This is a genomic window from Neorhizobium vignae (genome assembly GCF_000732195.1).
In the GTDB taxonomy this organism is placed as follows: domain Bacteria; phylum Pseudomonadota; class Alphaproteobacteria; order Rhizobiales; family Rhizobiaceae; genus Neorhizobium; species Neorhizobium vignae.
Window position 1 is genome coordinate 191,561 of the sequence record NZ_JNNU01000011.1, and the last position, 26,565, is coordinate 218,125.

General features: G+C 62.7%; 20 protein-coding genes. 13 read left to right on the top strand and 7 right to left on the bottom strand.

From position 1 onward, the window contains the following. Positions 1–186 precede the first annotated feature (186 nt). Genes GQ59_RS19895 through glgB form a run of 3 tightly spaced genes read left to right on the top strand, consistent with a single transcriptional unit; the run spans position 187 to position 8,973 of the window. Entirely contained in the window at positions 187–3,441 is a 3,255-nt protein-coding gene (locus GQ59_RS19895) for a maltotransferase domain-containing protein (protein ID WP_051904080.1), read from the top strand. A 22-nt stretch (positions 3,442–3,463) separates the two neighbouring features. Beyond that, a complete protein-coding gene (treS, locus tag GQ59_RS19900) occupies positions 3,464–6,769 on the top strand; it encodes a maltose alpha-D-glucosyltransferase (protein ID WP_432762600.1) in 3,306 nt (1,101 codons plus the stop codon). After that, positions 6,766–8,973: a 1,4-alpha-glucan branching protein GlgB gene (gene glgB, locus GQ59_RS19905; protein WP_037084314.1), complete on the top strand. Its 2,208-nt coding sequence runs from the start codon at positions 6,766–6,768 to the stop codon at positions 8,971–8,973. Before treS ends, glgB begins: the two co-directional genes overlap by 4 nt. Before the next feature lie 294 nt (positions 8,974–9,267). Here the strand turns inward: glgB and GQ59_RS19910 are convergent, their stop codons facing one another. Further along, positions 9,268–10,461 carry a winged helix-turn-helix domain-containing protein gene (locus GQ59_RS19910; RefSeq protein WP_037084316.1) on the bottom strand — a complete coding sequence of 398 codons (1,194 nt, stop codon included), beginning with the start codon at positions 10,459–10,461 and terminating at the stop codon, positions 9,268–9,270. Between the two features lie 108 nt (positions 10,462–10,569). On the opposite strand from GQ59_RS19910, the gene GQ59_RS19915 reads away from it, so the two are divergent. The 3 genes from GQ59_RS19915 to GQ59_RS19925 are packed head-to-tail and all read left to right on the top strand — an operon-like array spanning position 10,570 to position 12,443. Then, positions 10,570–11,247, top strand: coding sequence for an energy-coupling factor ABC transporter ATP-binding protein (locus GQ59_RS19915; protein ID WP_037084318.1), 678 nt, complete (start codon positions 10,570–10,572; stop codon positions 11,245–11,247). Further along, positions 11,244–11,849 (top strand): energy-coupling factor transporter transmembrane component T family protein, encoded by a 606-nt coding sequence (locus tag GQ59_RS19920; RefSeq protein ID WP_037084319.1) that lies wholly within the window; start codon positions 11,244–11,246, stop codon positions 11,847–11,849. The genes GQ59_RS19915 and GQ59_RS19920 overlap by 4 nt, the downstream gene beginning before the upstream one ends. Before the next feature lie 30 nt (positions 11,850–11,879). Continuing rightward, the gene (locus GQ59_RS19925; RefSeq protein ID WP_037084320.1) at positions 11,880–12,443 is read left to right on the top strand and encodes a biotin transporter BioY; all 564 of its coding nucleotides are present in this window, start codon (positions 11,880–11,882) and stop codon (positions 12,441–12,443) included. Positions 12,444–12,456: 13 nt separating this feature from the next. Here the strand turns inward: GQ59_RS19925 and GQ59_RS32555 are convergent, their stop codons facing one another. Next, a complete protein-coding gene (locus GQ59_RS32555; protein WP_037084322.1) occupies positions 12,457–12,855 on the bottom strand; it encodes an acyl-CoA thioesterase in 399 nt (132 codons plus the stop codon). A gap of 147 nt (positions 12,856–13,002) precedes the next feature. On the opposite strand from GQ59_RS32555, the gene GQ59_RS19935 reads away from it, so the two are divergent. From GQ59_RS19935 to dxs, 7 genes are all read left to right on the top strand, one after another. Beyond that, entirely contained in the window at positions 13,003–13,935 is a 933-nt protein-coding gene (locus GQ59_RS19935; RefSeq protein WP_037084323.1) for a histone deacetylase family protein, read from the top strand. A 3-nt stretch (positions 13,936–13,938) separates the two neighbouring features. Further along, on the top strand, positions 13,939–14,193 hold the full coding sequence (locus GQ59_RS19940) for an exodeoxyribonuclease VII small subunit (protein WP_037084325.1): 255 nt from the start codon (positions 13,939–13,941) through the stop codon (positions 14,191–14,193). Positions 14,194–14,354: 161 nt separating this feature from the next. Continuing rightward, on the top strand, positions 14,355–15,290 hold the full coding sequence (locus GQ59_RS19945; protein WP_037084441.1) for a TAXI family TRAP transporter solute-binding subunit: 936 nt from the start codon (positions 14,355–14,357) through the stop codon (positions 15,288–15,290). 151 nt (positions 15,291–15,441) lie between these two features. Beyond that, on the top strand, positions 15,442–17,553 hold the full coding sequence (locus tag GQ59_RS19950) for a TRAP transporter permease (RefSeq protein ID WP_051904082.1): 2,112 nt from the start codon (positions 15,442–15,444) through the stop codon (positions 17,551–17,553). A gap of 10 nt (positions 17,554–17,563) precedes the next feature. Then, complete coding sequence (locus tag GQ59_RS19955) at positions 17,564–17,923, top strand: DUF1850 domain-containing protein (protein ID WP_037084327.1); 360 nt, start codon at positions 17,564–17,566, stop codon at positions 17,921–17,923. A 203-nt stretch (positions 17,924–18,126) separates the two neighbouring features. Next, the gene (locus GQ59_RS19960; protein ID WP_037084329.1) at positions 18,127–19,050 is read left to right on the top strand and encodes a pirin family protein; all 924 of its coding nucleotides are present in this window, start codon (positions 18,127–18,129) and stop codon (positions 19,048–19,050) included. A gap of 101 nt (positions 19,051–19,151) precedes the next feature. Then, positions 19,152–21,071, top strand: a complete 1,920-nt coding sequence (dxs, locus tag GQ59_RS19965) for a 1-deoxy-D-xylulose-5-phosphate synthase (RefSeq protein ID WP_037084330.1) — start codon at positions 19,152–19,154, stop codon at positions 21,069–21,071. Between the two features lie 24 nt (positions 21,072–21,095). Here the strand turns inward: dxs and GQ59_RS19970 are convergent, their stop codons facing one another. From GQ59_RS19970 to GQ59_RS19990, 5 genes are all read right to left on the bottom strand, one after another. Beyond that, positions 21,096–21,869 (bottom strand): 2OG-Fe(II) oxygenase, encoded by a 774-nt coding sequence (locus GQ59_RS19970; RefSeq protein WP_244448011.1) that lies wholly within the window; start codon positions 21,867–21,869, stop codon positions 21,096–21,098. A gap of 324 nt (positions 21,870–22,193) precedes the next feature. Then, a complete protein-coding gene (locus GQ59_RS19975; protein WP_037084332.1) occupies positions 22,194–22,781 on the bottom strand; it encodes a YceI family protein in 588 nt (195 codons plus the stop codon). Continuing rightward, the gene (locus GQ59_RS19980) at positions 22,778–23,371 is read right to left on the bottom strand and encodes a cytochrome b (protein WP_037084334.1); all 594 of its coding nucleotides are present in this window, start codon (positions 23,369–23,371) and stop codon (positions 22,778–22,780) included. Before GQ59_RS19980 ends, GQ59_RS19975 begins: the two co-directional genes overlap by 4 nt. Positions 23,372–23,492: 121 nt before the next feature. Continuing rightward, on the bottom strand, positions 23,493–24,488 hold the full coding sequence (locus GQ59_RS19985) for a DUF4424 domain-containing protein (RefSeq protein WP_037084336.1): 996 nt from the start codon (positions 24,486–24,488) through the stop codon (positions 23,493–23,495). Between the two features lie 122 nt (positions 24,489–24,610). Next, positions 24,611–26,551: a methyl-accepting chemotaxis protein gene (locus GQ59_RS19990; protein ID WP_037084337.1), complete on the bottom strand. Its 1,941-nt coding sequence runs from the start codon at positions 26,549–26,551 to the stop codon at positions 24,611–24,613. Positions 26,552–26,565: the final 14 nt, after the last annotated feature.

Sequence of the window (26,565 nt, forward strand, 5' to 3'; positions counted from 1 at the left end):
AAAAGAGAGCGAAGGCGCCTCTCAGGAACAACTGCGGATTGATCATCTGCATCAACAGCTTCGCCGAAGATGCAGGCCCGAAGCGTGAGAAACCGCGTGAGTCAGGCAATTTTATCGGAACCAGCACCGCCGCTCGACAGTTAGACCGCCAATTCGACGGCTCTAATCGACGGCGAGGCAAATCCCATGAACACGCGTCCCCAATTCATCGCCGGGACATCCCTCGCGCAACTCCCACCACAGATTTACTACGTTCATCCCCTGATGCTGAGGGGGCTCGACGCGTGGCGAGAGGTTTTTGCGCATGCGAGGGATCTCGGCTTCGACACGGTGCTGACGGCGCCGCTTTTTGAGCGGGGCCTCCATGCGAGCGTCTTCGTGACGAAAGACTTCGACCGGCTCGACCCCGAACTTCAGCTCGGCTCCTCCGTCCAGGACGGGATCAAGGCCCTGATCCAGGCGGCGCGCGAAAGCAAGGTCAAGCTGATGCTCGACCTCGTGGTCGATCGGGTCGCCCTGGATGCCGAACATGCCGGGCGGATCCTTGCCGATCCGCGTATCACGCCGAGGAACAGCGGCAGCCGCGGCATCGACTTCATGAGCGAAGCCCGCCATATCGAGGATTGGCGCAAGCGGATGGCCCAGCTGACCGACCTCGGGATTGCCGGTTTCCGGTGCCTCGGCATCGGCCGTCTGGCGCCGGAAGCGTGGTACGACCTGATCGTATCGACCCGCAAGACCGCGCCGGAGACCACCTTTCTGGCATGGACGCCTGGCACCTCCTTCGAGGATCGCCGGGCGCTCGAGGGTGCCGGTTTCGACGGCAGCTTCTCATCGCTTGCCTGGTGGAACCTGGAGGAGCGCTGGATCCTCGACGAATACCAGATCCAGCGGCAGCTCGGGTACCAGGTCACGTTTCCGGAAGCGCCCTTCGGCAAACGCATCGCCCATGGCACGGACAGTTGCGAAGTGCTGCAGAGGAAGGCGATCCGCTCGCTGAAGCTCGCTGCAACCTTCGCCAGCGGGCTGATGATCCCGATGGGCTTCGAATTCGGTGCTTCCACGCCGCTCGACCCGCTGTTTGGCGACGGGATGGGCCTGCGAGGCCTGCGCGAGCAGGGTTCGTTCGATCTGTCGGCCGATATCCGGAGCGTAAATGCCGGCACCAACAAGACCGCGGCCGGCTTTGCCCGCCAGCCGCTCCGTCTCATTTCCACCAGCCAGACGCCGGCCGTGGCGCTGATGCAGACCGACCGAGAGGACCTGCGTTCGGCGCAGAAGGTGCGCGTCGTGGTTCTCAACCGGGATCTGCGTCGCTCCGTGGCCGCTCCCTTCAATGTGCTGCGCGAGGCGGCGGCGCCCTTCCTGCCGCTCGAAGCGCCGGAGGCGGATGGCGAAGCCTTTGCCGCACAGCTCAAGCTGAAACCTGGCGAGATCAGGATTTTCGAAGGCCGGTCATCGGTCCCGATCGTCGATGCCGTCCCGGTGCCCTCGGTGGACAAGGCGACCGCTTCGCCCCGGCTGGCGATCGAGAAGATCACGCCGTCCGTCGACGACGGCCGTTTCGTGGTCAAGCGGGTGGTCGGCGAGACGGTGAAGGTCGAGGCGGATATCTTTGGCGACGGCCACGATCCGTTGGCGGCGGCGCTGCTCTGGCGCGCGGCCGACGAGACGGAATGGACCGAAGAGCGCATGCAGCTCGTCCTGAACGATCGCTGGAATGCGGAATTCACGCTGAAACGCATGGGGCGCCACGAATTCATGATCGAGGCCTGGCGCAATCCCTTCGCGATCTTCCGCTATGAATTCGTCAAAAAGCATGAAGCGCGGCTCGATCTGAGGCTGGAAATCCAGGAAGGCATCAACCTCGTTCTCGATGCGCTGGACAATTCGTCCGGCAGGATCAAGACACGGCTGAAAACCCTGTTCGACAAGCTGACCGAAGTGCAGGACCCGCAGCGCACGGAAATCCTGCTGGCGCCGGAGACCGCCGATCTGATGGCGGAGGCCGACCGTCGGCCCTTCAAGGTCCGCTCACAGGCGATCCAGGTCGATGCGGAGCGTATCGCTGCCGGTTTCGCCAACTGGTACCAGATCTTTCCCCGCTCGCAGAGTGGCGATCCGAACCGTCACGGCACGTTCGACGACGTCATCAAGCGGCTTCCCGCCATCCGCGACATGGGTTTCGACGTTCTCTATTTCCCGCCCGTCCATCCGATCGGCAAGACCAACCGCAAGGGCAAGAACAACTCGCTGAGCCCCGCGCCGGGCGATCCGGGCAGCCCCTATGCGATCGGCTCGGAGGACGGCGGTCATGACGCGATCCATCCGGAGCTCGGCACGTTCGAGGACTTCCGCCGCCTGGTGGACGCCGCCCAGGACGAGGGCCTTGAAATCGCGCTCGACCTGGCGATCCAGGCCTCGCCCGATCATCCCTGGCTGAAATCACATCCCGGCTGGTTCGACTGGCGGCCGGACGGGACGATCCGGTATGCGGAAAATCCGCCGAAGAAATACGAGGACATCGTCAATGTCGATTTCTACGCCCATGACGCGATCCCCTCGCTCTGGGTGGAACTCCGCAACATCGTGCAAAAATGGGTCGACAACGGCGTAAAACTGTTCCGCGTCGACAATCCGCACACGAAACCCTTCCCGTTCTGGGAGTGGCTGATCGCCGACATCCGCGCGCGGCATCCGGACGTCGTCTTCCTGTCGGAGGCCTTCACCAAGCCGAAAGTGATGTACCGGCTCGCCAAGGTCGGCTTCTCGCAGTCCTATACCTATTTCACCTGGCGCAATGCCAAGTGGGAACTCGAGCAGTATATGCGCGAGATCACCACCGAGGAGCCGAAGGAGTTCTTCCGCCCGCATTTCTTCGTCAACACCCACGACATCAATCCGGACTTTCTGCAAAACGCGCCGCGGCCGGCCTATCTGATCCGCGCCGCCCTTGCCGCGACGCTGTCCGGTCTCTGGGGTGTCTATAACGGTTTCGAGCTTTGCGAGGGCCGGCCGGATGCCAAGCGCAAGGAATATGCGGATTCGGAGAAATACGAGATCCGCGCCTGGGACTACGACCGTCCCGGCAACATCAAGGGCGAGATCACCCTGCTCAACCGGATCCGCCGCGAGAATCCGGCGCTGCATTCGCATCTCGGCCTGCAGCTCCTCACCGCCTGGAACGACAACATCATGTTCTTCGAGAAAGCGAGTGCCGGTCGCGAGAACGTCCTGCTGATCGCGATCAACCTCGATCCGCACAATGCGCAGGAGGCGGATGTCGAAATACCGCTCTGGTCATGGAACCTCCCGGACCATGGCGCACTTGACGTCGACGACCTGATCACCGGCCAAAAGTTCACCTGGACCGGCAAGATGCAAAGGCTGCGGCTCGATCCCCATTGGGGCCTGCCCTTTGCGATCTGGCGCGTGAGATAGGGGAGAAAGCAAAAAAATGGATATGACGAGTGCAAACCGGGGCCAGGGGCAAAACCCGGCACAGATGAATGAGGGCGATCCGCTATGGTACAAGGACGCCGTCATCTACCAGCTCCACATCAAATCGTTCTTCGATGCGAATGGTGACGGGATCGGCGACTTTCAGGGCCTGCATGAGAAACTAGACCATATTGCCTCGCTCGGGGCGAACGCGATCTGGCTGCTGCCCTTCTTTCCCTCGCCGCGCCGCGACGATGGTTACGACATCGCCGACTACGGCAATGTCAGCTCCGACTGCGGCACGATCGAGGAGTTCCAGGCCTTCGTCGAGGCGGCGCACCAGCGCGGCATCCGGGTCATCATCGAGCTCGTCATCAACCACACGTCCGACCAGCATCCGTGGTTCCAGCGGGCGCGGCATGCGCCGCCCGGCTCTCCGGAGCGCGACTTCTACGTCTGGTCGGATACAGACCAGAAATTCCCCGAAACCCGGATCATTTTCCTCGACACGGAAAAATCGAACTGGACCTGGGACCCGGTCGCCGGCGCCTATTACTGGCACCGCTTCTACTCCCACCAGCCGGACCTCAACTTCGACAATCCGCAGGTGCTGGAGGAATTGCTCGGCGTCATGCGCTTCTGGGCGGATACCGGCATCGACGGCTTCCGGCTGGACGCGATCCCCTATCTCGTCGAGCGCGAGGGGACGAACAACGAGAACCTGCCCGAGACCCACGAGATCCTGAAGAAGATCCGCGCCTCCCTCGATTCCACCCATCCCGGCAAGATGCTGCTCGCCGAGGCCAATCAATGGCCGGAGGACACGAACGAGTATTTCGGCAATGGCGACGAATGCAACATGGCGTTCCACTTCCCGCTGATGCCGCGCATGTACATGGCGATCGCCAAGGAAGACCGTTTCCCGATCACCGACATCATGCGCCAGACGCCGGAAATCCCGGAAAACTGCCAGTGGGCGATCTTCCTGCGAAACCATGACGAGCTGACGCTCGAAATGGTGACCGACGAGGAACGCGACTACCTCTGGAACATCTATGCCGCCGATCGCCGCGCCCGCATCAATCTGGGCATTCGCCGCCGGTTGGCACCGCTGATGGAGCGCGACCGCCGTCGCATCGAGCTGATGAACGCACTGCTGCTTTCGATGCCCGGAACGCCGGTTCTCTATTACGGCGACGAGATCGGCATGGGCGACAACATCTATCTCGGCGACCGCGACGGGGTGCGCACCCCGATGCAATGGTCGCCGGACCGCAATGGCGGCTTCTCCAAGGCCGATCCGGCCCGGCTCGTCCTGCCGCCGGTGATGGACCCGCTCTACGGCTACGAGGCGGTGAATGTCGAGGCGCAAGGTTCCGATGCCCATTCGCTGCTGAACTGGACCCGGCGCATGCTGGCATTGCGCAACAAGCACTCTGCCTTCGGCCGCGGCTCGCTGAAATTCCTGACGCCGGGCAACCGCAAGATCCTCGCCTATCTGCGCGAATACAATGGCGAGACGATCCTATGCGTCGCCAATCTCTCGCGCCTGCCGCAGGCGGTGGAACTCGACCTGGCGCATTTCGCCGGCCGCGTGCCGATCGAGCTTTCGGGCATGTCGCCCTTCCCGCCGATCGGCCAGCTCACCTATCTGCTCACCCTACAGCCGTTCGGCTTCTTCTGGTTCCAGCTCGTGGCCGAAGCCGACGGCCCCGTCTGGCGCAAGGAGCCCCCGGAGCAGATGCAGGACATGGTGACCATGGTCACCCGCCGCGACCTGCAGGAACTGGTCGACGAGCCCCGGCTTGCCGCAACGCTGTCCAACGAGGTTCTTCCAGCCTATCTCGGCAAGCGGCGCTGGTTCGGCTCCAAGGGGCAGGTCCTAAATGGTGCCACGCTGGTCGCGGCAACGCCGATCGCCTTTGCCAACAACATCCTGCTCGGTGAGCTCGAGGCGGAGGTGGATGGCCGCAAGGACACCTATCTGTTGCCGCTTGCCGTGTCCTGGGACGATGCGCAGCCCACCGCGCTCGCCCAGCAGCTGGCGCTCGCCCGTATCCGCCAGGGTCGCCGAGTCGGCTTCCTGACCGACGGGTTCGCCATGGAGGGCCTGGCGCGCGGCGTGATGCGTGGCCTTCGCGAGCGTTCGGTGATTTCCGGTCGCGCCGGCACATTGGAATTCATCGGTACGGAAAGTCTCGACAGCCTGACGGTTACCGACGACATGGCCATCCGTTGGCTCTCGGCGGAGCAATCCAACAGTTCGCTTATTTTGGGCGACCTGGCCATGGTGAAGCTCATCCGGCATGTCTTCCCCGGCGTACATCCGGAAGTCGAAATGACCCGATATCTGACCAATGTCGGTTATCAGAACACCGCGCAACTGCTCGGCGAGGTCGCCCGCACGGCCCCGGAGGGCGATCGCTACACCCTGATCATCGTTCAGAGTGCGATCCGCAATCAGGGCGACGCCTGGAACTGGATGCTCAGCAATCTGCGCCGCGCCATCGACGAGATCGTGGTGACCGGCCTTGAGGGCGAGGTGGTGGACGAGCATTTCAAGCCGCTCGTAAACTTGGTCGCGACCATCGGCAAACGGCTCGGCGAGTTGCATGCGGCGCTCGCCCAGCCAACCGACGACCCGGACTTTCAGCCGGTCCGGGCAACGGCGGCCGATGCCGAAAAATGGCGCGAGGCCGTCACGGGCCAGATTTCCCACAGCCTGGCGATCCTCGAAAAAACGGTCGAAGGTCTGGATTCGGATATCGCCCTCGAGGCAAAAGCGATCCTCGACCGCCGCGACCAGCTTCTCGGCCTCGCCACGCATCTTGCCAGCGCCGTCGAAGGCACGCTGATGACCCGCAACCATGGCGATTTCCATCTCGGCCAGATCCTGGTTGCGGAAGGCGACGCCTATATCATCGACTTCGAAGGCGAACCGACCCGCGACCTCGCCGAGCGCCGCGCCAAGACCAATCCGCTGCGTGACGTCGCGGGACTTTTGCGGTCGCTGAGCTACCTTGCCGCCTCCGCCGATCTCGACCGGGAAATCGTCAGCGAAGTGGACGACGCCCGCCACAAGGAGCTCGTCGCCCGTTTCATCGAGATGGCGGAACCGGCCTTCCTCGACGCCTATTTCGAGGCGATCGAGAATTCCGAGGCGCTGCGCATTCCGCAGGAGGTCCGCGCGCGGATCCTCGATCTCTTCCTGCTTGAAAAGGCTGCCTACGAGATCGCCTACGAAGTGCGCAGCCGTCCGCACTGGCTTCCCCTTCCGCTTGCCGGCTTCTCGGCGATCGCATCCCGACTTCTGGAGAACGTCTCATGAGATACGAGCGCACAGACCTGATGATCGGCACCGTCCGCGAGGGCTTGGCAGCCTTGGTCGAAGGACATCACGGAGACCCATTCTCGATCCTCGGACGCCATCAATACGGCAGCCTGACCGTGGTTCGGGCGCTGATGCCCGGAGCACTGTCGGTCGACGTGGTGGAGACCGAGACCGGCAAGGTGCTGGCCGAGCTGGAAACCATCCATGAAGGCGGGCTGTTTGCCGGCGTGACCGGCAGCACGACGCCCTATTTCTTCCGGATCCACTGGCCGGACGCCATCCAGGAGATGGAAGATCCCTACTCCTTCCCGCTGCTGCTCGGCGATCTCGACCTGCACCTGATCGGCCAGGGCACCCATTACGATCTCGGCCGTACGCTCGGCGCCATACCGATGGAGGTCGAGGGCATAGAGGGCGTGCGCTTCGCGGTCTGGGCGCCGAACGCGCGGCGTGTCTCGGTGGTCGGCGATTTCAACGCCTGGGACGGACGGCGCTACCCGATGCGGCTTCGCACACAGGCCGGCATATGGGAACTCTTCCTTCCGCGCCTCACCCACGGCGAGCGCTACAAGTTCGAAATCCTCGACGGCAACGGCAATCTGCTGGCGCAAAAGGCCGATCCGGTCGCCCGCTCCAGCGAGGCAGCGCCGTCGACGGCGTCGATCGTCGCCTCCTCGAAACCGTTCCGCTGGACCGACGAGGACTGGATGCGCAGGCAACGCGCGGACCGCGCCCGCGAAGGGGCGATGTCGATCTACGAGGTGCATCTCGGCTCGTGGCTGCGGATCGCCGAAGAAGGAAACCGCCATCTCGACTGGGTGGAACTCAGCCAGCGACTGATCCCCTACGTTCAGAACCTCGGTTTCACCCATATCGAAATGCTGCCGATCATGGAGCATCCGTTCGGCGGATCCTGGGGTTATCAGCCTCTCGGACTGTTCGCCCCGACCGGACGTCACGGCACGCCGGAGGACTTCGCCTATTTCATAGACCGCTGCCATGCGGCGGGCATCGGCGTCATCCTCGACTGGGTGCCGGCGCATTTCCCGACCGACGTCTGGGGTCTGGCCAAGTTCGACGGCACGCCGCTCTACGAGCATGCCGATCCTCGTGAAGGTTTCCACAGGGATTGGAACACGCTGATCTACAATCTCGGCCGCAACGAGGTGAAAGGCTTCCTGATCGCCTCGGCGCTCGAATGGCTGGAGCATTACCATGTCGATGCGCTGCGGGTCGATGCGGTCGCCTCGATGCTCTACCGCGACTATAGCCGCAACGAGGGCGAATGGATCCCCAACCAGTATGGCGGGCGCGAGAACCTCGAAGCGGTTGAATTCTTCAAGCACCTGAACAGCATCATCCATGACCGCTGCCCGCACGCATTCACGGCGGCGGAGGAATCGACCGCCTGGCCGGGCGTCACCAAGACGACCGAAGAGGGTGGGCTCGGCTTCGACTTCAAATGGAACATGGGCTGGATGCACGACACTCTGCATTACATGCAGGAAGACCCAGTCTACCGGAAATACCAGCACGGGGCGATGAGCTTTGGAATGATCTATGCCTATTCCGAACGCTTCATCCTGCCGCTTTCCCATGACGAAGTGGTGCACGGCAAAGGTTCGCTGGTGGCCAAGATGCCGGGCGACCGCTGGCAGAAGCTTGCCAACCTTCGCGCCTATTACGGCTTCATGTGGGGCCATCCCGGCAAAAAGCTGATGTTCATGGGCGGCGAACTGGCGCAGGAGACCGAGTGGAACCATGACGGCTCGGTCGTCTGGGACCTGCTGGACAGTCCCGACCACGCAGGGGTCCAACGGCTGATCCGCGACCTGAACATGCTCTATGCCCAGGAACCCGCATTGCAATTCGGCGACCTACATCATGAAGGCTTCGAATGGGCGGTGGCCGACGACGCCGAGAATTCCGTCTATGGCATGTTGAGGAGCAGCGAAGACCGATCCTCGCATGTGCTGGTCGCCTCGAACCTTACGCCCATGCCGCGGCACGGCTACCGCATCGGCGTGCCGGCGGAGGGACGCTGGGAGGTGGTGCTGAACACCGATGCGGCGCTCTATGGCGGGTCCAATCTGGGGCAGGCGGAAGCCTGGACCGAGCGTGCGCCGGCGCATGGCAGGGAGTTTTCCATATCGGTCGTATTGCCGCCGCTGGCGACGGTGTTCCTGCGGTGGAAGGGGTAGGTTTCGGGTCGACTTGGAGCGCGAGTTCCTAAGGACATCTCCAAATTGAGGGAGTTCCGTGAGGCCCCCCTCTGACCTGCCGGGCATCTCCCCCTCAAAGGGGGGAGATCAGCCAGAGGCGAGCTCATCGCCTCTCATTGAAGCGCGAAGTTTCAGCGGCAATGGAAGTGTTTAGTTTCATCCCTACGATCATGATGGGGCAACTCCATCCGATCTCCCCCCTTGAGGGGGAGATGTCCGGCAGGGCAGAGGGGGTGCGACCGCAGAACGGCACGCGGTTTTCGCCGGTTTCGCCTATTCGCCCCGCCAGCCATCCTGATAGGTCACCTTGTCCACCCCCGCGAACCGCCCGACACGCAACAGTTCCGCATCCAGCTTCTCCAATCTCCCAGCCGAAGCGCGCACACCCTTTTCCAGCCACAGCCTCTTCACGCCCAGCGTGCCGGACTTGCGGTCCGCCTTCATGTCGATGCGGCCGATCATGCGGTCGCCTTCGAGCAGCGGAAAGACGTAGTAGCCGTATTGGCGCTTCGGCTCCGGCACGAAAACCTCGATCCGGTAGAAGAAGTTGAACAACCGCTCGGCCCGGTCGCGATTGCGCAGCAGCGGATCGAAGGGGCTGAGGACACGGACGCGGGCGGGCGGTTCGGGGATCTCACCCAGGTTTTCGGGGAAGCCGAGGAAGGCGAAGGAGGGGCGCGGGCGGCTGCCGTCCGCCGCCTCGATCAGCACTTCCACCAGTTCATCGCGATGGGACTTCACCCAGTCCTTCGCCTCGTCCGGGGTGACGAGATCGAAGAAGGCGGCAAGCTCTCCGGAGGTCGCAAAACCGAGGCGGGTCATGGCGCTGCGGCAGGCCCAGTCGACGAATGCCTCGTGGCTGACTTCCGGCTCGTGATGCTGCGGCGGGATCACCCGTTCCATCAGATCGTAGATCTTCTGGAAATTGACGCGGCCGGCGATCGCCAGCTTGCCGGTATGCCAGTAATATTCGAGCGCCGTCTTGTTCGGGTGCCAGTTCCACCAGCCGCCGGACTTGTGGTCATCGGCCTTCATGTCGCGCGACATGATCGCGCCGTTTTCGGCAATATGCTGGAAGGTTTCCTCGAAGGCGGCGTCGAACCCCTCGCCGTGCCATTTCCTCCAGCGTTCGGCAAGAACAGGCTCCCGGCGGCGAAAACGGTGTTTCCAATAGCGGAAGAAGCTCGCCGGGATGATCGAGGCGTCGTGCGTCCAGTGTTCGAACAGCTCGCCGTCCTTCTCCAGAAGCGCGGTCAGATGTTCGCGCCGATAGGTCTGGTTGCGCGAGAACAGGATCATGTGATGGGCGCGCTCGACGGTGGCGATACTGTCCACCTGCACGAAGCCGAGATCGTCGATGAGCTGCAGCAGGCCGGATTTGGTCAGCGCCCGGCCGGGCGGTTCGCAAAGCCGCTGCCGTTCGAGGAAGATCTTGCGGGCCTGATCGTTCGGAATGAGAATCGCCATGGCACGTAGACTAGAATGTCGCCGAGCCGGATTCAATGTTCACGTTCGGTTCCGCATTCCCCTTCCCCATCTTCCGGTCTATAGACCGCTGAACATAGAGGGACAGGCTTGGATATCCGTTTCGAACAGGCAGAAGCGCGTTTCGAGGGACGCACCGTCGTTCATCCGCTGACGCTGTCGCTCGGCGAACGGCGGATCGGGGTGATCGGTCTCAACGGTTCCGGCAAGACGACGTTCGCGCGGATGATCAACGGGCTGGTGCTGCCTGCCGCAGGCCAGGTGACCGTCAACGGCTTCGATACGGTCAAGGACGGCGACAAGGTTCGCGGCCAGGCAGGCTTCATCTTCCAAAACCCGCAGAACCAGATCATCCTGCCGATCCTTAAAGAAGACATCGCGCTGGGGCTGAAGTCGCGAACACTGTCGAAGACGGACACGGAGGCGGCGGTCGAGGCCGTGCTTGCTCGTTTCGGCATCTCCCATCTCGCCGACCGGCGCGCGCACGAACTTTCGGGCGGAGAACTGCAGCTCGCGGCGCTTGCCTCGGTTCTGGTGACCCGGCCGGACATCCTGATCATGGACGAACCGACCAACCAGCTCGATCTCAAAAACCGCGGCCTGGTGGAGCGGACCATCCACGGGCTCGACGAAAACGTTATCGTCATCAGCCATGACCTCGGTCTGATCACCGAGTTCGACCGGGTTCTGCTCTTCCACGAAGGCCGTCTCGCCGATGACGGCGCGCCGGCGGAAGTCATTGCGCGCTACCGCGAGCTTGCGGCATGAAGACGCTCTATGTGGAGGGCGACACATTCCTGCACGGGCTTACGCCGCGGACGAAACTTCTCGGCCTTGCCGCACTCAGCCTTGTCCTTTTCCTTGTCCATTCGCCGGCCGTTCTGTCGGTAACGGCCTTGCTCGGCGTCATCGTCTACTCATCGCTGCGGCTGGGATGGCGCCAATCCTGGCTGCGGCTGCGACCGATCCTGCTGACCATCGCCATCGTCGGGCTCTTCACGCTCGTCCTCAACGGCCGTCACGACGCGCTGGTCGTCGCCACGCGGCTGACGGCGCTTGCCCTCTTCGCCGCGGCCGTGACGGCGACCACCAGCACCGGCGACTTCATCGACGAGATCACCCGCCTTGCCATGCCGCTGGAGCGCCTGGGGCTCGTCAAGGCCGCGGATATCGGGCTTTCAATCGGTCTGGTCATCCGTTTCGTGCCGGAGATCCTCAGCCGATACCAGGCCATCCGCGACGCGCACCGCGCCCGCGGACTGAAGGTCCGGCCGCTGACGCTGGCGGTGCCACTGATCATCCTGACGCTCAAAAACGCCGACGAGATCGCCGCCGCCATTGACGCACGTGGCATCCGGGCGCAGAAATAATCTCATATGACAACCAGGGAATCGCATAGCATGACCACCCGTGATCTCGTTCTGGCCGCCCTTTTCGCCGCCATTATCGTGGCGCTCGGCCTCGTGCCGCCGATCATGCTCGGCTTCATTCCGGTGCCGATCACCGCCCAATCGCTGGGCGTCATGCTGGCGGGCGTCATTCTCGGCGCCAAGCGCGGTGGGTTCGCGGTGCTTCTGGTCCTGCTCCTTGTCGCGATCGGCCTGCCGGTTCTATCGGGTGGACGCGGTGGCCTTGCCACCTTCGCCTCGCCGACCGCCGGTTATCTGGTCGGCTGGTTCTTCGCGGCCGTCGTCACCGGTTATTGCTCCGAGCGCTTCGTCGATCGTTCGCAGAGCGGCCTTGTGCAGATCACTGGCTTTTTCCTCGCGGCCCTGCTCGGCGGCGTGGTTGTCGATCACGCGCTCGGCATCCTCTACCTCGCCTTTGTCACGGGCACCGGGCTTGCGACCGCCTTCATCGGCGACCTCTCCTTCGTTCCGGGCGATGTGTTGAAGGCGATGATCGCGGCGCTTGCAGGACGTGCCGTCATGGTCGGCTACCCGCTGCTGCCGCAACGGGCCTGATCAACAGCGATCGTCAATCCAGGAACTGATAGAGCCAGTCGCGCAGGTCTTCGGGAAGCGGCACCGGCTCCATGCTGTCGGGGTCGCAGGTCATCCAGACGATCTCGGCCTCCGCGACGGCCTCGTTGTCCCGCAGCATATGGACGAGGAAACCTGCCGACTTTCCACCGATCTTGCTGACGCCGATATGCGTGTGGACAATATCCCCGAGCTTCAGGGCCGCATGGAACGTGCAGGTGATCTTGCCGATCCTGAAGAACGGATCGTCCTTCTGCGGCTTGCGGCGGCGCCAGAATTCCGTGACGGCTTCTTCCGCCCGCACGACATAGGAAGACCGGAACATCTCTCCGTTCATGTCGACATCGCGGAAAGGAACCCGGAATTCTTGAGACTTGACTGACTCTTTGGCCACGATACCCTCTGGGCTGCACCCATTCATGTAAGACCATTCTTTCAAGCTAAACAAGCACAAGAGCAAGGGGTTGCGGCTTGAAAAAGTCAGCTTTCTGCGCCATGTCGGAAAGGTCCATACCGGACTGACCCCTGACGAGGCCGCCGCATGACCACGCGCCTTTACGAACACAAGATCTTCCTCGAACACAGCACGCCCGAAGGACATCCCGAACGGGCGGACCGGCTGCGCTCGCTGGCGATTGCGCTGGAACATCCGAATTTCGCCCGGCTCGACCGCAAGGACGCTCCCCAGGCGAACGAGGACGCGGTCCTGCTCGCCCATCCCGAGGAGCACCTGCGCGCCGTCATGCGCGAAATCCCCGAGGAGGATACGATCCGCCAGATCGAGGCCGACACCTATGTGGGGCCGAAAAGCTTTCAGGCGGCACTGACGGGCATCGGCGGCGCGATGGCGGCCGTCGACGACGTGGCGACCGGCAAAGTCGACAACGCCTTCGTCGCGGCAAGGCCCCCCGGCCACCATGCCGAAAAAGACAAGGCGATGGGCTTCTGCCTGTTCAACAATGCCGCGATCGCCGCCCGCCATGCGCAACGGAAATACGGAATGGAGCGCGTTGCGATCGTCGATTGGGACGTGCATCACGGCAACGGCACGCAGGACATCTTCTGGGACGATCCGTCGGTGCTGTTCTGTTCGACACACCAGATGCCGCTTTATCCCGGCACCGGCGCCAAGAACGAGACCGGCACCAAGAACAACGTGGTCAACGCCCCGCTTTCGCCCGATACCGGCAGCGAATATTTTCGCGAGGCCTTCAAATCGCGCGTGCTGCCGGCGCTCGACAATTTCCGCCCGGATTTCATCATCATCTCGGCCGGCTTCGACGCGCACCATCGCGATCCGTTGGCACAGATCAATCTCGTCGGCGACGATTTCGACTGGGCCACCGGCCGGCTGATGGAGATCGCCGGGAAATATGCCGGCAACCGTATCGTCAGCCTGCTCGAGGGCGGATATGATCTGGAAGGGCTCGCCGAATCGGCGGGCATGCACATCTGCAGGCTGATGAAGGGATAGACGATGACCGAGAACACCGAGACCCTCGATGTGAGCGGCTATTCCTTCGAAAAGGCCGTCGCCGAACTCGAAAGCATCGTCGCGCGGCTGGAACGGGGCGACGTGGCACTCGACGAGTCGATCGCCATCTACGAGCGCGGCGAAGCGCTGAAGAAACATTGCGAAAAGCTGCTGACTGCCGCCGAAAACCGCATCGAAAAGATCCGCCTCGACCGGGCCGGCAAGCCGCAGGGCGTCGAACCGCTCGACGGCGAGTGACCGCCGCAGCCTAAAACCAAAGTCTTACAACCTTCGCAAGGATTGCGTCATAAACCGATTGACGCACCGGGACCACCTCCCCATGATAGCCACCATCTAAGTGGTTACTTTGGGAGGAGACCATTATGAACTTCGGCGTGAAGTCCAGTAAAATCAATCTCATGTTCGTGGCGACACTTGCCGTTTCGACGGCATTTTCCGCCGCCGGCGCGAAGGCTGCGGAATTCATCAACGTACTGACCGGCGGCACGTCGGGCGTGTATTATCCGCTCGGCGTGGCGCTTGCGGAAATCTACGGACAGGGGATCAAGGACGCGCGCACCCAGGTGCAGGCGACCAAGGCTTCCGTCGAGAACCTCAACCTGCTGCAGGCAGGGCGCGGCGAAATCGCCTTTTCGCTCGGTGATTCCGTCCAGGAGGCCTGGAAGGGCAACAAGGAAGCGGGCTTTCCCGCCAAGCTCGACAAGCTGCGCGGTATCGCCGCCATCTACCCGAACTATATCCAGGTGGTCGCCAGCGCCGATTCCGGCGTGAAGACGCTTGCCGATCTCAAGGGCAAGAGCCTTTCGGTCGGGGCGCCGGCTTCCGGCACGGAACTCAACGCCCGCGCCATCTTCACGGCCGCCGGCATGTCCTACAAGGACCTCGGCAAGACCGAATACCTGCCGTTCGCCGAATCCGTCGAGCTGATCAAGAACCGCCAGCTCGATGCGACGCTTCAGTCGGCAGGTCTCGGCGTCGCTTCGATCCGCGACCTTGCGACCTCGCTGAAGATCAACGTGGTGGCGATCCCTGCCGCGGAGGTCGCCAAGATCGGCGCGCCTTATGTCTCGGTGAAAATCCCGGCCGGCACCTACGAGGGCCAGACCGCGGATGTGGAGACCGCCGCCGTCGGCAACTTCCTGATCACCCATTCGGGCGTCTCCGACGAAACCGTCTACCAGATGACCAAGCTGCTGTTCTCCAACCTGCCGAAGCTTTCCGCCGCGCACGCAGCCGCCAAGGCGATCGACGTGAAGAAGGCGCTGGAGGGCATGCCGGTGCCGCTGCATCCGGGCGCCGAACGGTATTACAAGGAAGCCGGGTTGGTAAAGTAATCCCGCTTCGTCCTCTCTCGAGCGGGAGACATGCCGCGCATAGCGAGGCGGCGAGGGATGAGGAGCGGCCTGCCCCTCGTCCGCGCCGTGCGTCTATTTCTCCCCGCTTCACGAGAAGAGGCCCGAAATTTCGAGATTTTCCGGAGAGACGATGTCCGACGCGTCAATGCTGCAGAACCAGAACGGTCCGCACTCGGCCGAAGAGCCGATCGAGGGCCTGCCGGCCGGCTTCGGCGAAGGGATCACCGGGCGGATTGCCTTCTGGATCGCCTTTGCCTTTACCCTTTTCCAACTCTGGACGGCCGCCTACGGCACGCTTGCGAGCCAGATCGTCCGCGCTATGCATGTGGGCTTCCTGTTGCTGCTCGGTTTCGTGCTGATCGGCAATCTCGTCGCTAAGACGAAAGCCGGCAAGATCTGGTTCTGGGCGCTCGGCATCGTCGGTTTTCTCACCGGCATCTACAATTGGGTGTTTTATACCGACCTCATCCAGCGCAGCGGGTTCCTGACGATACCGGACCTCATCCTCGGAGCCGTCCTCATCGTGCTGGTCTTCGAAGCGGCGCGGCGACTGATGGGCCTGCCGCTGACGATCATCGCCGCCATATTCCTCGCCTACTGCTTTTTCGGGCAATACGCTCCCGGACCGTTCATCCATCGCGGCTACGATTTCGAGCAGATCATCGAGAATTTCGCCTACGGGACCGAGGGCATCTACGGCACGCCCATCTACGTCTCGGCGGCCTATATCTTCATCTTCGTGGTCTTTGCGGCGTTTCTGGAACGCGCCGGCATGCTGGCGCTGTTCAACGATTTCGCGCTTGGCCTCGTCGGCACCTGGCGCGGCGGGCCGGCGCAGGTCTGCGTCATGTCGTCGGCGCTGATGGGCACGATTTCCGGCTCCGGCGTCGCCAATGTCGTCGCCTCCGGCCAGTTCACCATTCCGCTGATGAAGCGCTTCGGTTTCCGCTCCGCCTTTGCGGGTGGCGTCGAGGCGACGTCGTCGATGGGCGGGCAGATCATGCCGCCGGTCATGGGCGCCGTCGCCTTCATCATGGCCGAGACGCTTAACGTCTCCTATGCGGAGATCGTCAAGGCGGCGATCATCCCGGCCGTGCTCTATTTCGGCGTCTGCTTCTGGATGGTGTTCCTGGAGGCGGGCAAGGCCGGCCTCAAGGGCATGAACAAGGCCGAACTGCCGAACCCCTGGGCGGCTGTCAGGGAGCACTGGCCGCTGATCCTGCCCCTCGCCGCCCTCGTCTACCTGCTGTTTGCCGGCTATACGCCGATTTTCGCCGGTACGATGGGCCTGGCGCTGGTCATCGTGCTGATCCTCGGCATGCCGCTTGCCGCAAGTATCGGCCCGCTCGCCTTCCGCCTCGTCTTCTGGGTCGTGCTCGGCATCGCCGCCGCCTCATTCCTGCGGTACGGGGTAAACTTCCTGGCGATCGTCATCCTCGCCCTGATCGTTGGCTGCATCTTCGTCAAGGGCGGGCGCGAGACATTGGCGATCTGCCGTGACGCGATGGCGGAGGGCGCCAAGAACGCATTGCCCGTCGGCATCGCCTGCGCCATCGTCGGCATCGTCATCGGCACGCTGACGCTGACCGGGATCGCTTCGACCTTTGTCGGCGCCATCATCCGGGTCGGCGAGCACAATCTGTTCCTGTCGCTGGTCTTGACGATGATCACCTGCCTGATCCTCGGCATGGGGATTCCGACGATCCCGAACTACATCATCACCTCGTCGCTTGCGGGACCTGCCCTTCTGGAACTCGGCGTGCCGCTGATCGTCAGCCACATGTTCGTCTTCTACTTCGGCATCATGGCGGACCTTACGCCACCCGTCGCCCTCGCCGCCTTCGCGGCGGCACCTATGGCGAAGACCTCCGGGCTGAAGATCGGCGTGGAGGCGACCAAGCTCGCGACCGCCGGTTTCGTAGTGCCGTTCATGGCCGTCTACACGCCGGCTCTGATGCTGCAGGATCCGGGTGCGATCGCCGCGGCTTGGGGTTATCCGGTCGAGGTCGCCTATGTCTTCCTCAAGGCGTGCTTCGGCATCGCTCTCTGGGGCACGGCGGTCGTCGGCTTCCTGTTCGCCCGCATGGCCTCGTGGGAGCGCCTGCTTGCGTTCGTCGCGGGCGCCAGCCTTGTAATGGCGCTTCCCTGGACCGACGAGGTCGGCTGGACGCTCGGCATCGTCGTCGTCGCCCAACACTGGTGGCGCAACCGCAACGCGCCGACCGCACCGGCACTGACATGAGCTGCGGGCAATGAGCCTCTGCATCCTGGCAGGCGGCAAGGTGACGGCGCTCGCCCTCTCGATGTTCACGCTCTCCTGGACGCATTCGGTGCAGAAGTCCGAATGGCGAGAGACATGGGCCGTGACGCCGGCCGGTCTGGAGCTTCGCCAAGCGGAGGTGAAGGGTTCCGGCGCGGGCATGGAGCCTGGGCCGGACGCGGTGCTGAAGGACGGCTGGTGGGTTTGGCACCCGACGCTGCCGCCGCAGGAGCGCGTTTCACTTGCGGCGTCCGGCATGACGCCGAGTGGGTGGAGGCTGTGCCATACGGGTGGATGTATGGAGCTTGGGGCGACGATAGGAGATGAGGTCGCCTTGAGCGGGTGTCGCTAGTGCTCTCGGGGCATGATTTTCAGGCATATGCGGGACATCGACTGGTCCGCGACGCTGTCGAGCGATGTTTTGCACGCCTTTCCGAAGCGGCGGTCAAACTTAGCTCATTGTCCGAGGAGATGGCTGCCGCCGCTTCTCGTTGAACTCGAAACATTCCTGGCGCAGTATCCGGCCGACCAGGAAACAGTGTAGCGAGTCCCTTCATGTCCTTCTTCCCCGGAAACGACCCGGTCGCGGGCGATGCCTTTGCCTGCGATGCGATCGAGAACCTGATCATTCCGCGCACCAGCGATATCGGCGGGTTTTCCGTGCGGCGCGCTTTGCCGAGCCGGCAGAAAAGGCTGGTGGGACCTTTCATCTTCTTCGACCGGATGGGACCGGCGCTGCTGCGCGCCGACGAGGCGCTGGACGTCAAGCCGCATCCGCATATCGGGCTTTCCACCGTCACCTACCTGTTCGATGGCGAGATCAAGCATCGCGACAGCCTCGGCACCGAACTGGTCATCCGGCCGGGCGACATCAACCTGATGACCGCCGGCCGTGGCATCGTGCATTCGGAACGCACGCCGGAAAACCTGCGCGGCCATCCGATGTCGGTCTCCGGGCTGCAGACGTGGCTGGCACTGCCGGACGACAAGGAGGAGATCGATCCGACCTTCTCGCACACGGGCAAGGAAAAAATGCCGGTCATCGATGCGGACGGCGCGAGCGGCCGGGTGGTGATCGGCGCTTTCGAGGGTCTCGGTTCGCCCGTCTCGACCTTCACCGATACGCTCTATGTCGATCTCCGCCTCGAGGCTGGCAGGCGCTTCCCGTTTGCAGCGGCGCATGAGGAACGGGCGGTCTACATTCTTTCCGGCGAACTGGTCGTTTCCGGCGACCGGTTTGCGGCAGACCAGCTTCTCGTCTTCCGTCCGGGCGACAATATCACGCTCGAAGCCGGCACTCCGGGCTGCCATCTGATGCTGTTCGGCGGCGCTGCGCTGAATTCGAAGCGCTATATCTGGTGGAACTTCGTTTCCTCCTCCAAGGAGCGCATCGAAAAGGCGAAAGATGAGTGGCGCACAGGCCGTTTCGACATCGTCCCCGGGGACGAGGAGGAGTTTGTCCCCTTGCCCGTAGCCTGAAATCGGGTAGAACCGCGGGTCATGCAACTTGAAAAAGCCTGCTTTCTTCTCATCTTGGGGAGGAACACGCTTCCGGAAAAGAGCAGAAAAGGCCGCTATTCGTGACATCAACTCCCGCCACGCCATTGCTCGACAAGGTCATGCTTCCCGCCGATCTTCGCGAGATCGAAGATCGCGACCTGACGCAGCTTGCCCGCGAATTGCGCGACGAGATGATCGATGCGGTGTCGCGGACCGGTGGCCATCTCGGCGCCGGCCTTGGCGTCGTGGAACTGACGATCGCCATCCACAAGGTATTCAACACGCCGGACGACAGGCTGATCTTCGACGTCGGCCACCAGTGTTATCCGCACAAGATCCTGACCGGCCGGCGTGACCGCATTCGCACGCTGCGCCAGGAGGACGGGCTTTCCGGCTTCACCCGCCGGGCCGAAAGCGAATACGATCCGTTCGGTGCCGCACACTCCTCCACCTCGATCTCCGCCGGCCTCGGCATGGCGGTCGCGGCCGACCTTTCCGGCTCGAAGCGCAATGTGATCGCGGTCATCGGCGACGGCGCGATGTCGGCCGGCATGGCCTATGAGGCGCTCAACAATGCCGGCGCGCTGGATGCGCGGCTGATCGTCATCTTGAACGACAACGACATGTCGATCGCCCCTCCGACCGGCGCAATGAGCGCCTATCTGGCGCGTCTCGCCTCTGGCCGCACCTATATGGGCTTTCGCGATCTCGGCAAGAAGCTGACCGCCTATCTCGGCAAGAATGTCGACCGGGCGATCACCCGCGCCGTTGAGCATGCGCGCGGATACGTCACCGGCGGCACCATGTTCGAGGAAATGGGTTTCTACCATATCGGCCCGATCGACGGTCATTCCTTCGACCATCTCCTGCCGGTGCTGCGCAATGTGCGCGACAATGCCCGCGGCCCGGTGCTGATCCATGTGGTGACGCAGAAGGGCAAGGGTTACGCGCCGGCGGAAGCCGCTGCCGACAAATACCACGGCGTCAACAAGTTCGACGTCATCACCGGGGCGCAGGCGAAATCGAAACCGAACGCACCGAGTTATACGAGCGTCTTCGGCGAGGCGCTGGTTCAGGAAGCCGCGCTCGACGAGAAGATCGTCGGCGTCACAGCCGCGATGCCGAACGGCACGGGCATAGACAAGCTGGCGGATGTCTTTCCTACCCGCACCTTCGATGTCGGCATTGCCGAACAGCATGCGGTAACGTTTGCGGCAGGCCTTGCGGCGGAGGGCTACAAGCCTTTCTGCGCTCTCTATTCGACCTTCCTGCAGCGGGGTTACGACCAGGTCGTCCACGACGTGGCGATCCAGGGACTGCCGGTCCGCTTCCCGATCGACCGCGCCGGCCTCGTCGGCGCCGACGGGCCGACCCATGCGGGATCGTTCGATACGACGTTCCTCGCCACCCTGCCGGGCATGGTGGTGATGGCTGCCGCCGACGAGGCGGAGCTGAAGCACATGGTGCGCACCGCCGCAGCCTATGACGAAGGCCCAATCTCCTTCCGTTATCCGCGCGGTGAAGGCGTTGGGGTCGAGCTGCCGGAACGCGGCCGGATCCTCGAAATCGGCAAGGGCCGGGTGGTCAAGCAGGGCTCCAAGGTGGCGCTGCTCTCCTTCGGCACGCGCCTCAAGGAATGTGTGCTTGCAGCCGAGGATCTCGACGCCGCCGGTCTTTCCACGACGGTTGCGGATGCGCGTTTCGCCAAGCCGCTGGACCAGGATCTGATCCGCCAGCTCGCCCGCCATCACGAAGTGCTGATCACCATCGAGGAAGGGGCGGTCGGCGGATTCGGCAGCCATGTGCTGCAGTTCCTCGCGACCGAGGGCCTGCTCGACAACGGCCTGAAAATCCGCTCGCTGGTGCTGCCCGACATCTGGATGCAGCAGGCAAGCCCGGATGCGATGTATGCCAAGGCCGGCCTCGACCGCGCCGGCATCGTTTCGACCGTCTTCAAGACGCTCGGCCAGCCGCAGATCGGCGTCGGCTTTGCCGGCTGAGCCCGGCCGCCAGGCTCTCCCGGGCTAGAAACCGAGCCGGCTCAAGGGCCCGATGATCTTGCGATAGAGCAGCGGCGGCGTGAACTCCCGCAGCACGTCACGGCGGATTTCGGCATAGTCCTTCTTGTCCGCCGAATTCGGCCGCGGTTTGAAGAGCGTGGAATGCGACTTGCGGGATTCGTCCCAGGTCGCCGTGTAATAATAGAGGGCGATCGAGTCCCTCGACTTGTCTTCCGGATGGTTCACGACGCTGGGATTGCCATGGAAGGAGTCCGACGTGGTCGAGAAGGTGACCATGCGGTTGAACAGCGGGGTGAAACTGTGCACCTTGCCCTTCATCTCCTTGTCCCATATTTCGAACGAACCGCCCCACTCCTCCCGCCAGCCCTTGTTGAGATAGATCAGCGTGTTGAGACGGCGTTCGACCTTCATCTTGGAATGAAGGTTGAAATCCGCGTGGATATCGAGATGCCCGCCGTTGGCCGTTTCATGGACGCCGGCACCGAAAAAGAACGGGTCTGGGATCAATCCCTCGATGCCGGTCATCTCCTCCAGGAACAGGATGAAGGGGCGCGAATTCAGCGCGTAGAACAGGTTCCTGGTGTAGGTCGGAAGCCGCTCCGGAGCATAGGAGACCTTCTTGTTCTCCTGCGCTCTCGCAAACGTCGTCTCCTTTTCGGGGCGGTTCCTGAGGTCGGTCAGGACGTTTTCCAGAACCTGCTCGGGCAGGAAATTGTCGATGCAGATATGCGGGTAAGGCAATGCCGACCGGTAAGCCTCGGCATAATTCCTGGCCATCGATCGAGCAGCATCTACATCTGCCAGAAGAGTATCTGGATCAATGGGATATACTAACTGCGCCATTACACTCCCCCAAACTATACTTTGGTCAGAGTGTCATGTTTTTTGGAAGGCGCAAGCATACCAAAAGCCCATACTTCGAAAGCATTAGTTGCCAGAGGGATTCCCAATCAAACCGTTCGTTTTAAAAATTCTGATTTTAAATCAATAGCTTCAGTTGACGGCGCCTTGCACCCCGGCACCCCTTTTCCAGGGCAAGGCTCCGAGGCAGTAATCCTTCTACGTCGAATGAACTAATGGGGCCAATCGAGGGCGCTGTCTCTAGCTCCGCTCGCCCTCGATCGCCATGTCGAACTGCACGACGTTGGAATAGATCGGCGTGCCGACGTCCATGGCGTAGCGCGAGCGGTAGATCTTGCCGCTGACGTTGAAGCCTATCTTTCGGCCGCTCCAGGAGGTCAGCTTCACATCGAAGATTTCGGCTGAGCTATGCCCCTTGGCGGTCAGGGTGCCGGTGATGCGGGCGCTGTCCGGCCCGGTCTGCTCGACCCGTTCCGATCGGAACGAGATCGTCTCGAACCGAGAGGAATCGAAGACGGCGCCGGAGCGCAGGAAAGCATCGATGCGATCCTGGCCGGTGCTGACGCTTTCCGGCTTCAGGTCGAAATTCACCATGGAATGCGCGAGATCGCCGGCCTTCAGGTTGAACGTGCCCGAAAACTTGCCGAATTTTCCCTTGATGCCGCCGCCGCCGACCTGATCCACCGCAAAGGCGATGCGGGAGCCGGGCGTGATGGCATAACGCCCGGCCGCCTCCGCGAGGCTCGGGACGTCGACCGCGGAGAAGCTGGCCTGGGGAAGCGACATGGTGAGCAGCATTGCTGTGATGACGGCTGTCTTGCGGGTCATGGTCCCGGCTCCTCGATTGACGTTTTGACGGTGCGGTACCGGCTGCCGAGCATGCGGGTGAGCACGTCGTCGTGCCTGACATAGTGGTGGTAGAGTGCGGCGGCGGAATGCAGGAAGACGAGCGCCAGCGTGGAATAGGCGAGAACCGCATGGACGGTCGTCCACCACGCCTCGGCGGCTTCCGACTTCGGCACCGGAAGATGCGGAATGACGACGAGGTTGAACGCGAAGGTCGGAATTTCGAGCGGCGACACGGAAGCGATCATCCAGCCTGCCACGGGCACAGCCACCGCCAAGGCCAGCAGCAGGTAGTGCATCCCATGTGCCGAGCGACGTTCCAGGGCACCCAGACCTTCCACGGGCCTCACCCTCGCGACAGTCAGCGAACGGACGAGCCTCACGGCGGCCAGAAGAAGCGCCAGCATGCCGAAGGACTTGTGCCACTGGAAGAGCGCGAACTGCAGGGCGGGGTCGATGGATTGCCGGGTCATGACAAAGCCGAGGACCAGCAGGCCGAAGATCAGCACCGCGATCAGCCAGTGCAGAGCAATCGCGACAAGATCATAGCCATCGGCGGAGCGACGCGGCATCGGACGTTTCCGGAATTCTTCGGCAATTCACAAAAGGAAACATCTTACTTTCCAAGCCGAGCGGCAAGCGCCGTCCCGATCACGCTCATTCAATATTATTGAATAGAGATTTGTGCCGCCGTTACTGATCGGCGGCCGTCAGGAACAGGATATTCAAATCCTTTTCCGGGTAGAAATCGTCAGCGGTCATCTCGAAGGTCGTCGGTCCGATCTTCTTCACGCCGTTGCCGCAGAAGCTGACGTAGTCCTGCGCCCTGCCCTTGTCGATCGTCAGCTTGAACTTGCCGATCGAGCCGCCCCAGTTGGCGCCGGTGGTGAGGATGTACGACACCCATTGCTCAGTATAGTTGGGACCGCTTTTCCCGGCTGCTGCTTCGAGCTTTGCGGCCGTCTTCATGAAGGCGGCGTCGATGCAGTAGCGCTCAGCATAGTCCCTATAGTTCGTCGCCGGCTTGCCCTGGTCGATGAAGGTCATGGCGACAGTACCGCCGACGCTCGGCTTGTAGCGGTGGCTGACGCGGACGGGCTTTCCTGCCGGGAATTTCGTCTTCCACCAATAAACCGATCGCAGCGTCCAGGCCGGCGTCAGATCTTCCTGCCAGCCCTTGCCCGCATCGTAGCGGTTGACGAACACCAGCCCCTCGGCGATCCAGGCGGTCTTCACGTCTTCGGGCAGGGCCTTGAGTGCGGCGAGCGTCCTGTCGCTATAGGGCAGAAGCGGAATGTTGCGCGCAACGAGTTCGTCGGTACGGTCGATGCCGGCCGCCAGCACCCGCTGCTGCAGTTCCGGCTTGATCTGGCGGCTGTCGTGCACGACGGAGAAGCCGAGGAAATTGTCGTCGTCGGTATCGTCGAGCGCGATATTGCTGTCCATGCTGCCGGTGATATCCGGCATCGGGAAGGCGATGACGCTTTCGACATCCTTGTCGCTCGTATTCTTGAAGACGTAGTCGACCAGCACTTCCTCGCGGGAAATGTAGAGCTGCTCCTCGGCCATGGTGACGTCGGAGGTCTGGACGTAGATCAGCCCGCCCGTCTTCAGTTCCGCCATGGAATCGTTGGCGAGTGCCGGGTTCGAGACAAGCAAAAGCCCGCCGATCAGCAAGGTCCACCGCATTTCCGTCCCTCCGGTTCGCTGCCGGCTTTCCGGCCGCCGGAAGATAGACGCAAATGCTGAAACAGAGAAGGCAGGCCGGATGGTCTTCCGGCCTGCCTTTGAGATCGAGCCCTATGGGCGGATCAGAATTCCGACCACTCTTCCTTCACGGCCGCAGCACTCGCCGCCTTGCCGGAAAAGGCGCGGGCGACGGTGGAACGGAGGGCATTTGCCGGCGATGCCACCGGACGGGCGGCCGACGGCGCCGCAACCGGACGCGAAATTCGGGCCGCCGGGGTGCCCCCGAAGTTGAACTGCCTCAGCAGGGCATCGAGCGCCTGGGCTTCCTGGGCAAGCTTGTGGCTTGCCGCGTTCTGCTCCTCGACCATGGCGGCGTTCTGCTGCGTGCCCTGGTCCATTGCGTTGACAGAGGTGTTGATCTCCTGGAGACCGGTCGACTGCTCGCGGGTGGAGATGACGATGGCGGAAAGGTGCTGGTTGATCTGCTGCACTTCACCGACGATCGCCTCCAGCGCCTGGCCGGTCTCGCCGACCAGCGCGACGCCAGCATCCACCTGCTGGCTGGAGGTGGTGATCAACGCCTTGATCTCCTTTGCCGCATTGGCGGAACGCTGAGCAAGCTCGCGGACTTCCTGTGCGACGACCGCGAAACCCTTGCCCGCCTCACCGGCGCGAGCGGCCTCGACGCCTGCATTAAGCGCGAGCAGGTTGGTCTGGAAGGCGATATCGTCGATGACGGAGATGATATTGCTGATCTCGCCGGACGACTTCGAGATCTGCTCCATGGCGGAGACCGCCCGGCGGACCACCTCGCCCGACTTCTCGGCACCGATGCGGGTACGCTCGACGCGCTGTCCGACATCTTCTGCGCGGCGGGCGGATTCCTTCACCGTCGTCGTCACCTGTTCGAGTGCGGCGGCTGTCTCCTCGACGGCTGCGGCCTGCTGTTCGGTGCGACGGCCGAGATCGTCGGCCGCGGAGCGGATTTCACCCGCGCCGGAGCTGATCGCCGAGGCGTTCTCGCCGACCGCCTGGAGGGCCGACTGCAGCCGGCCGAGCGCCTGGTTGAAGTCGGTGCGCAGCCGGTCGAGATTGCCGGAGAACGGCTTTTCGATGCGGTAGGCCACATCGCCATCGGCAAGGCTTGCAAGCCCCGTGGCGAGCGCGTCGATCGCAAATTCGAGATTGGCGGCTTCGCGGGCCTTATGGGCGTCGTTGTCGAGGCGTTCGCGCTCGCTGGTGTCGCGCAGGATATCGGCATCGCGGGCCAGACGCTGCTTTTCGATGGCCGCGTCCTTGAAGACCGTGACGGCCTTGGCCATCCGGCCGACTTCGTCGCCGCGTTCGAGAGCCGGGACCTGGATGTCATGATTGCCACCTGCAAGGCTGGTCATGGCGTCCGTCATGCCCACGATCGGCTTGACGATGACGCGCGACAGGGCCAGCACGAGGGCAACCGCGATCAGGCCGGCAATGCCGCCGCCCATCAGAAGCGTCAGCAGCAGATCGGTGTGTGCGCGGGTCTGGGAATTGACCATGGCGGTGGAGAGGTCGAAAGCCTGCTTCTTGATCTTGGCGGCAGCCTCGCGGAAGACGTCGAGCTGACCTTTAGACTGGTTGCGGCCGATCTCGATGACTTCGTCGATCGGCTTGCTGGTGTTCTTGCGCGCATCGAGCTGCGGAACGGTGAGCTGGGTGTGGAACACATCGGCTGCGGCCCGCATCGCATCGAGCGAAGTCAGCATATCCGGCATACCGACGGCAGCCTTCTTGGCGGCGTCGATCGCCGTAATCATCTTCTCGCGGTTGTTGAAGACGTCGGCATAGGTGCTGTCGCTCTTGAAGAGCAGGAAGCCGCGCTGATTGACGGCTTGTTCCAGCATGGCTTCGAGCGCTGCGTCCACATGCATCAGGATGGTCTGGGAGACGACCTGCTGCGCGGAAGACCGGCTCGATTTCAAGGCCTGCCAATACACGCCGGCGGACGCCAGCAGGCAGACCGACATCAACGCCGCAAAGGTGATGATCAGCTTCTTGTTCAGGGATAGGTTGTTAAGCGACATCAGGGGCTTCCGCT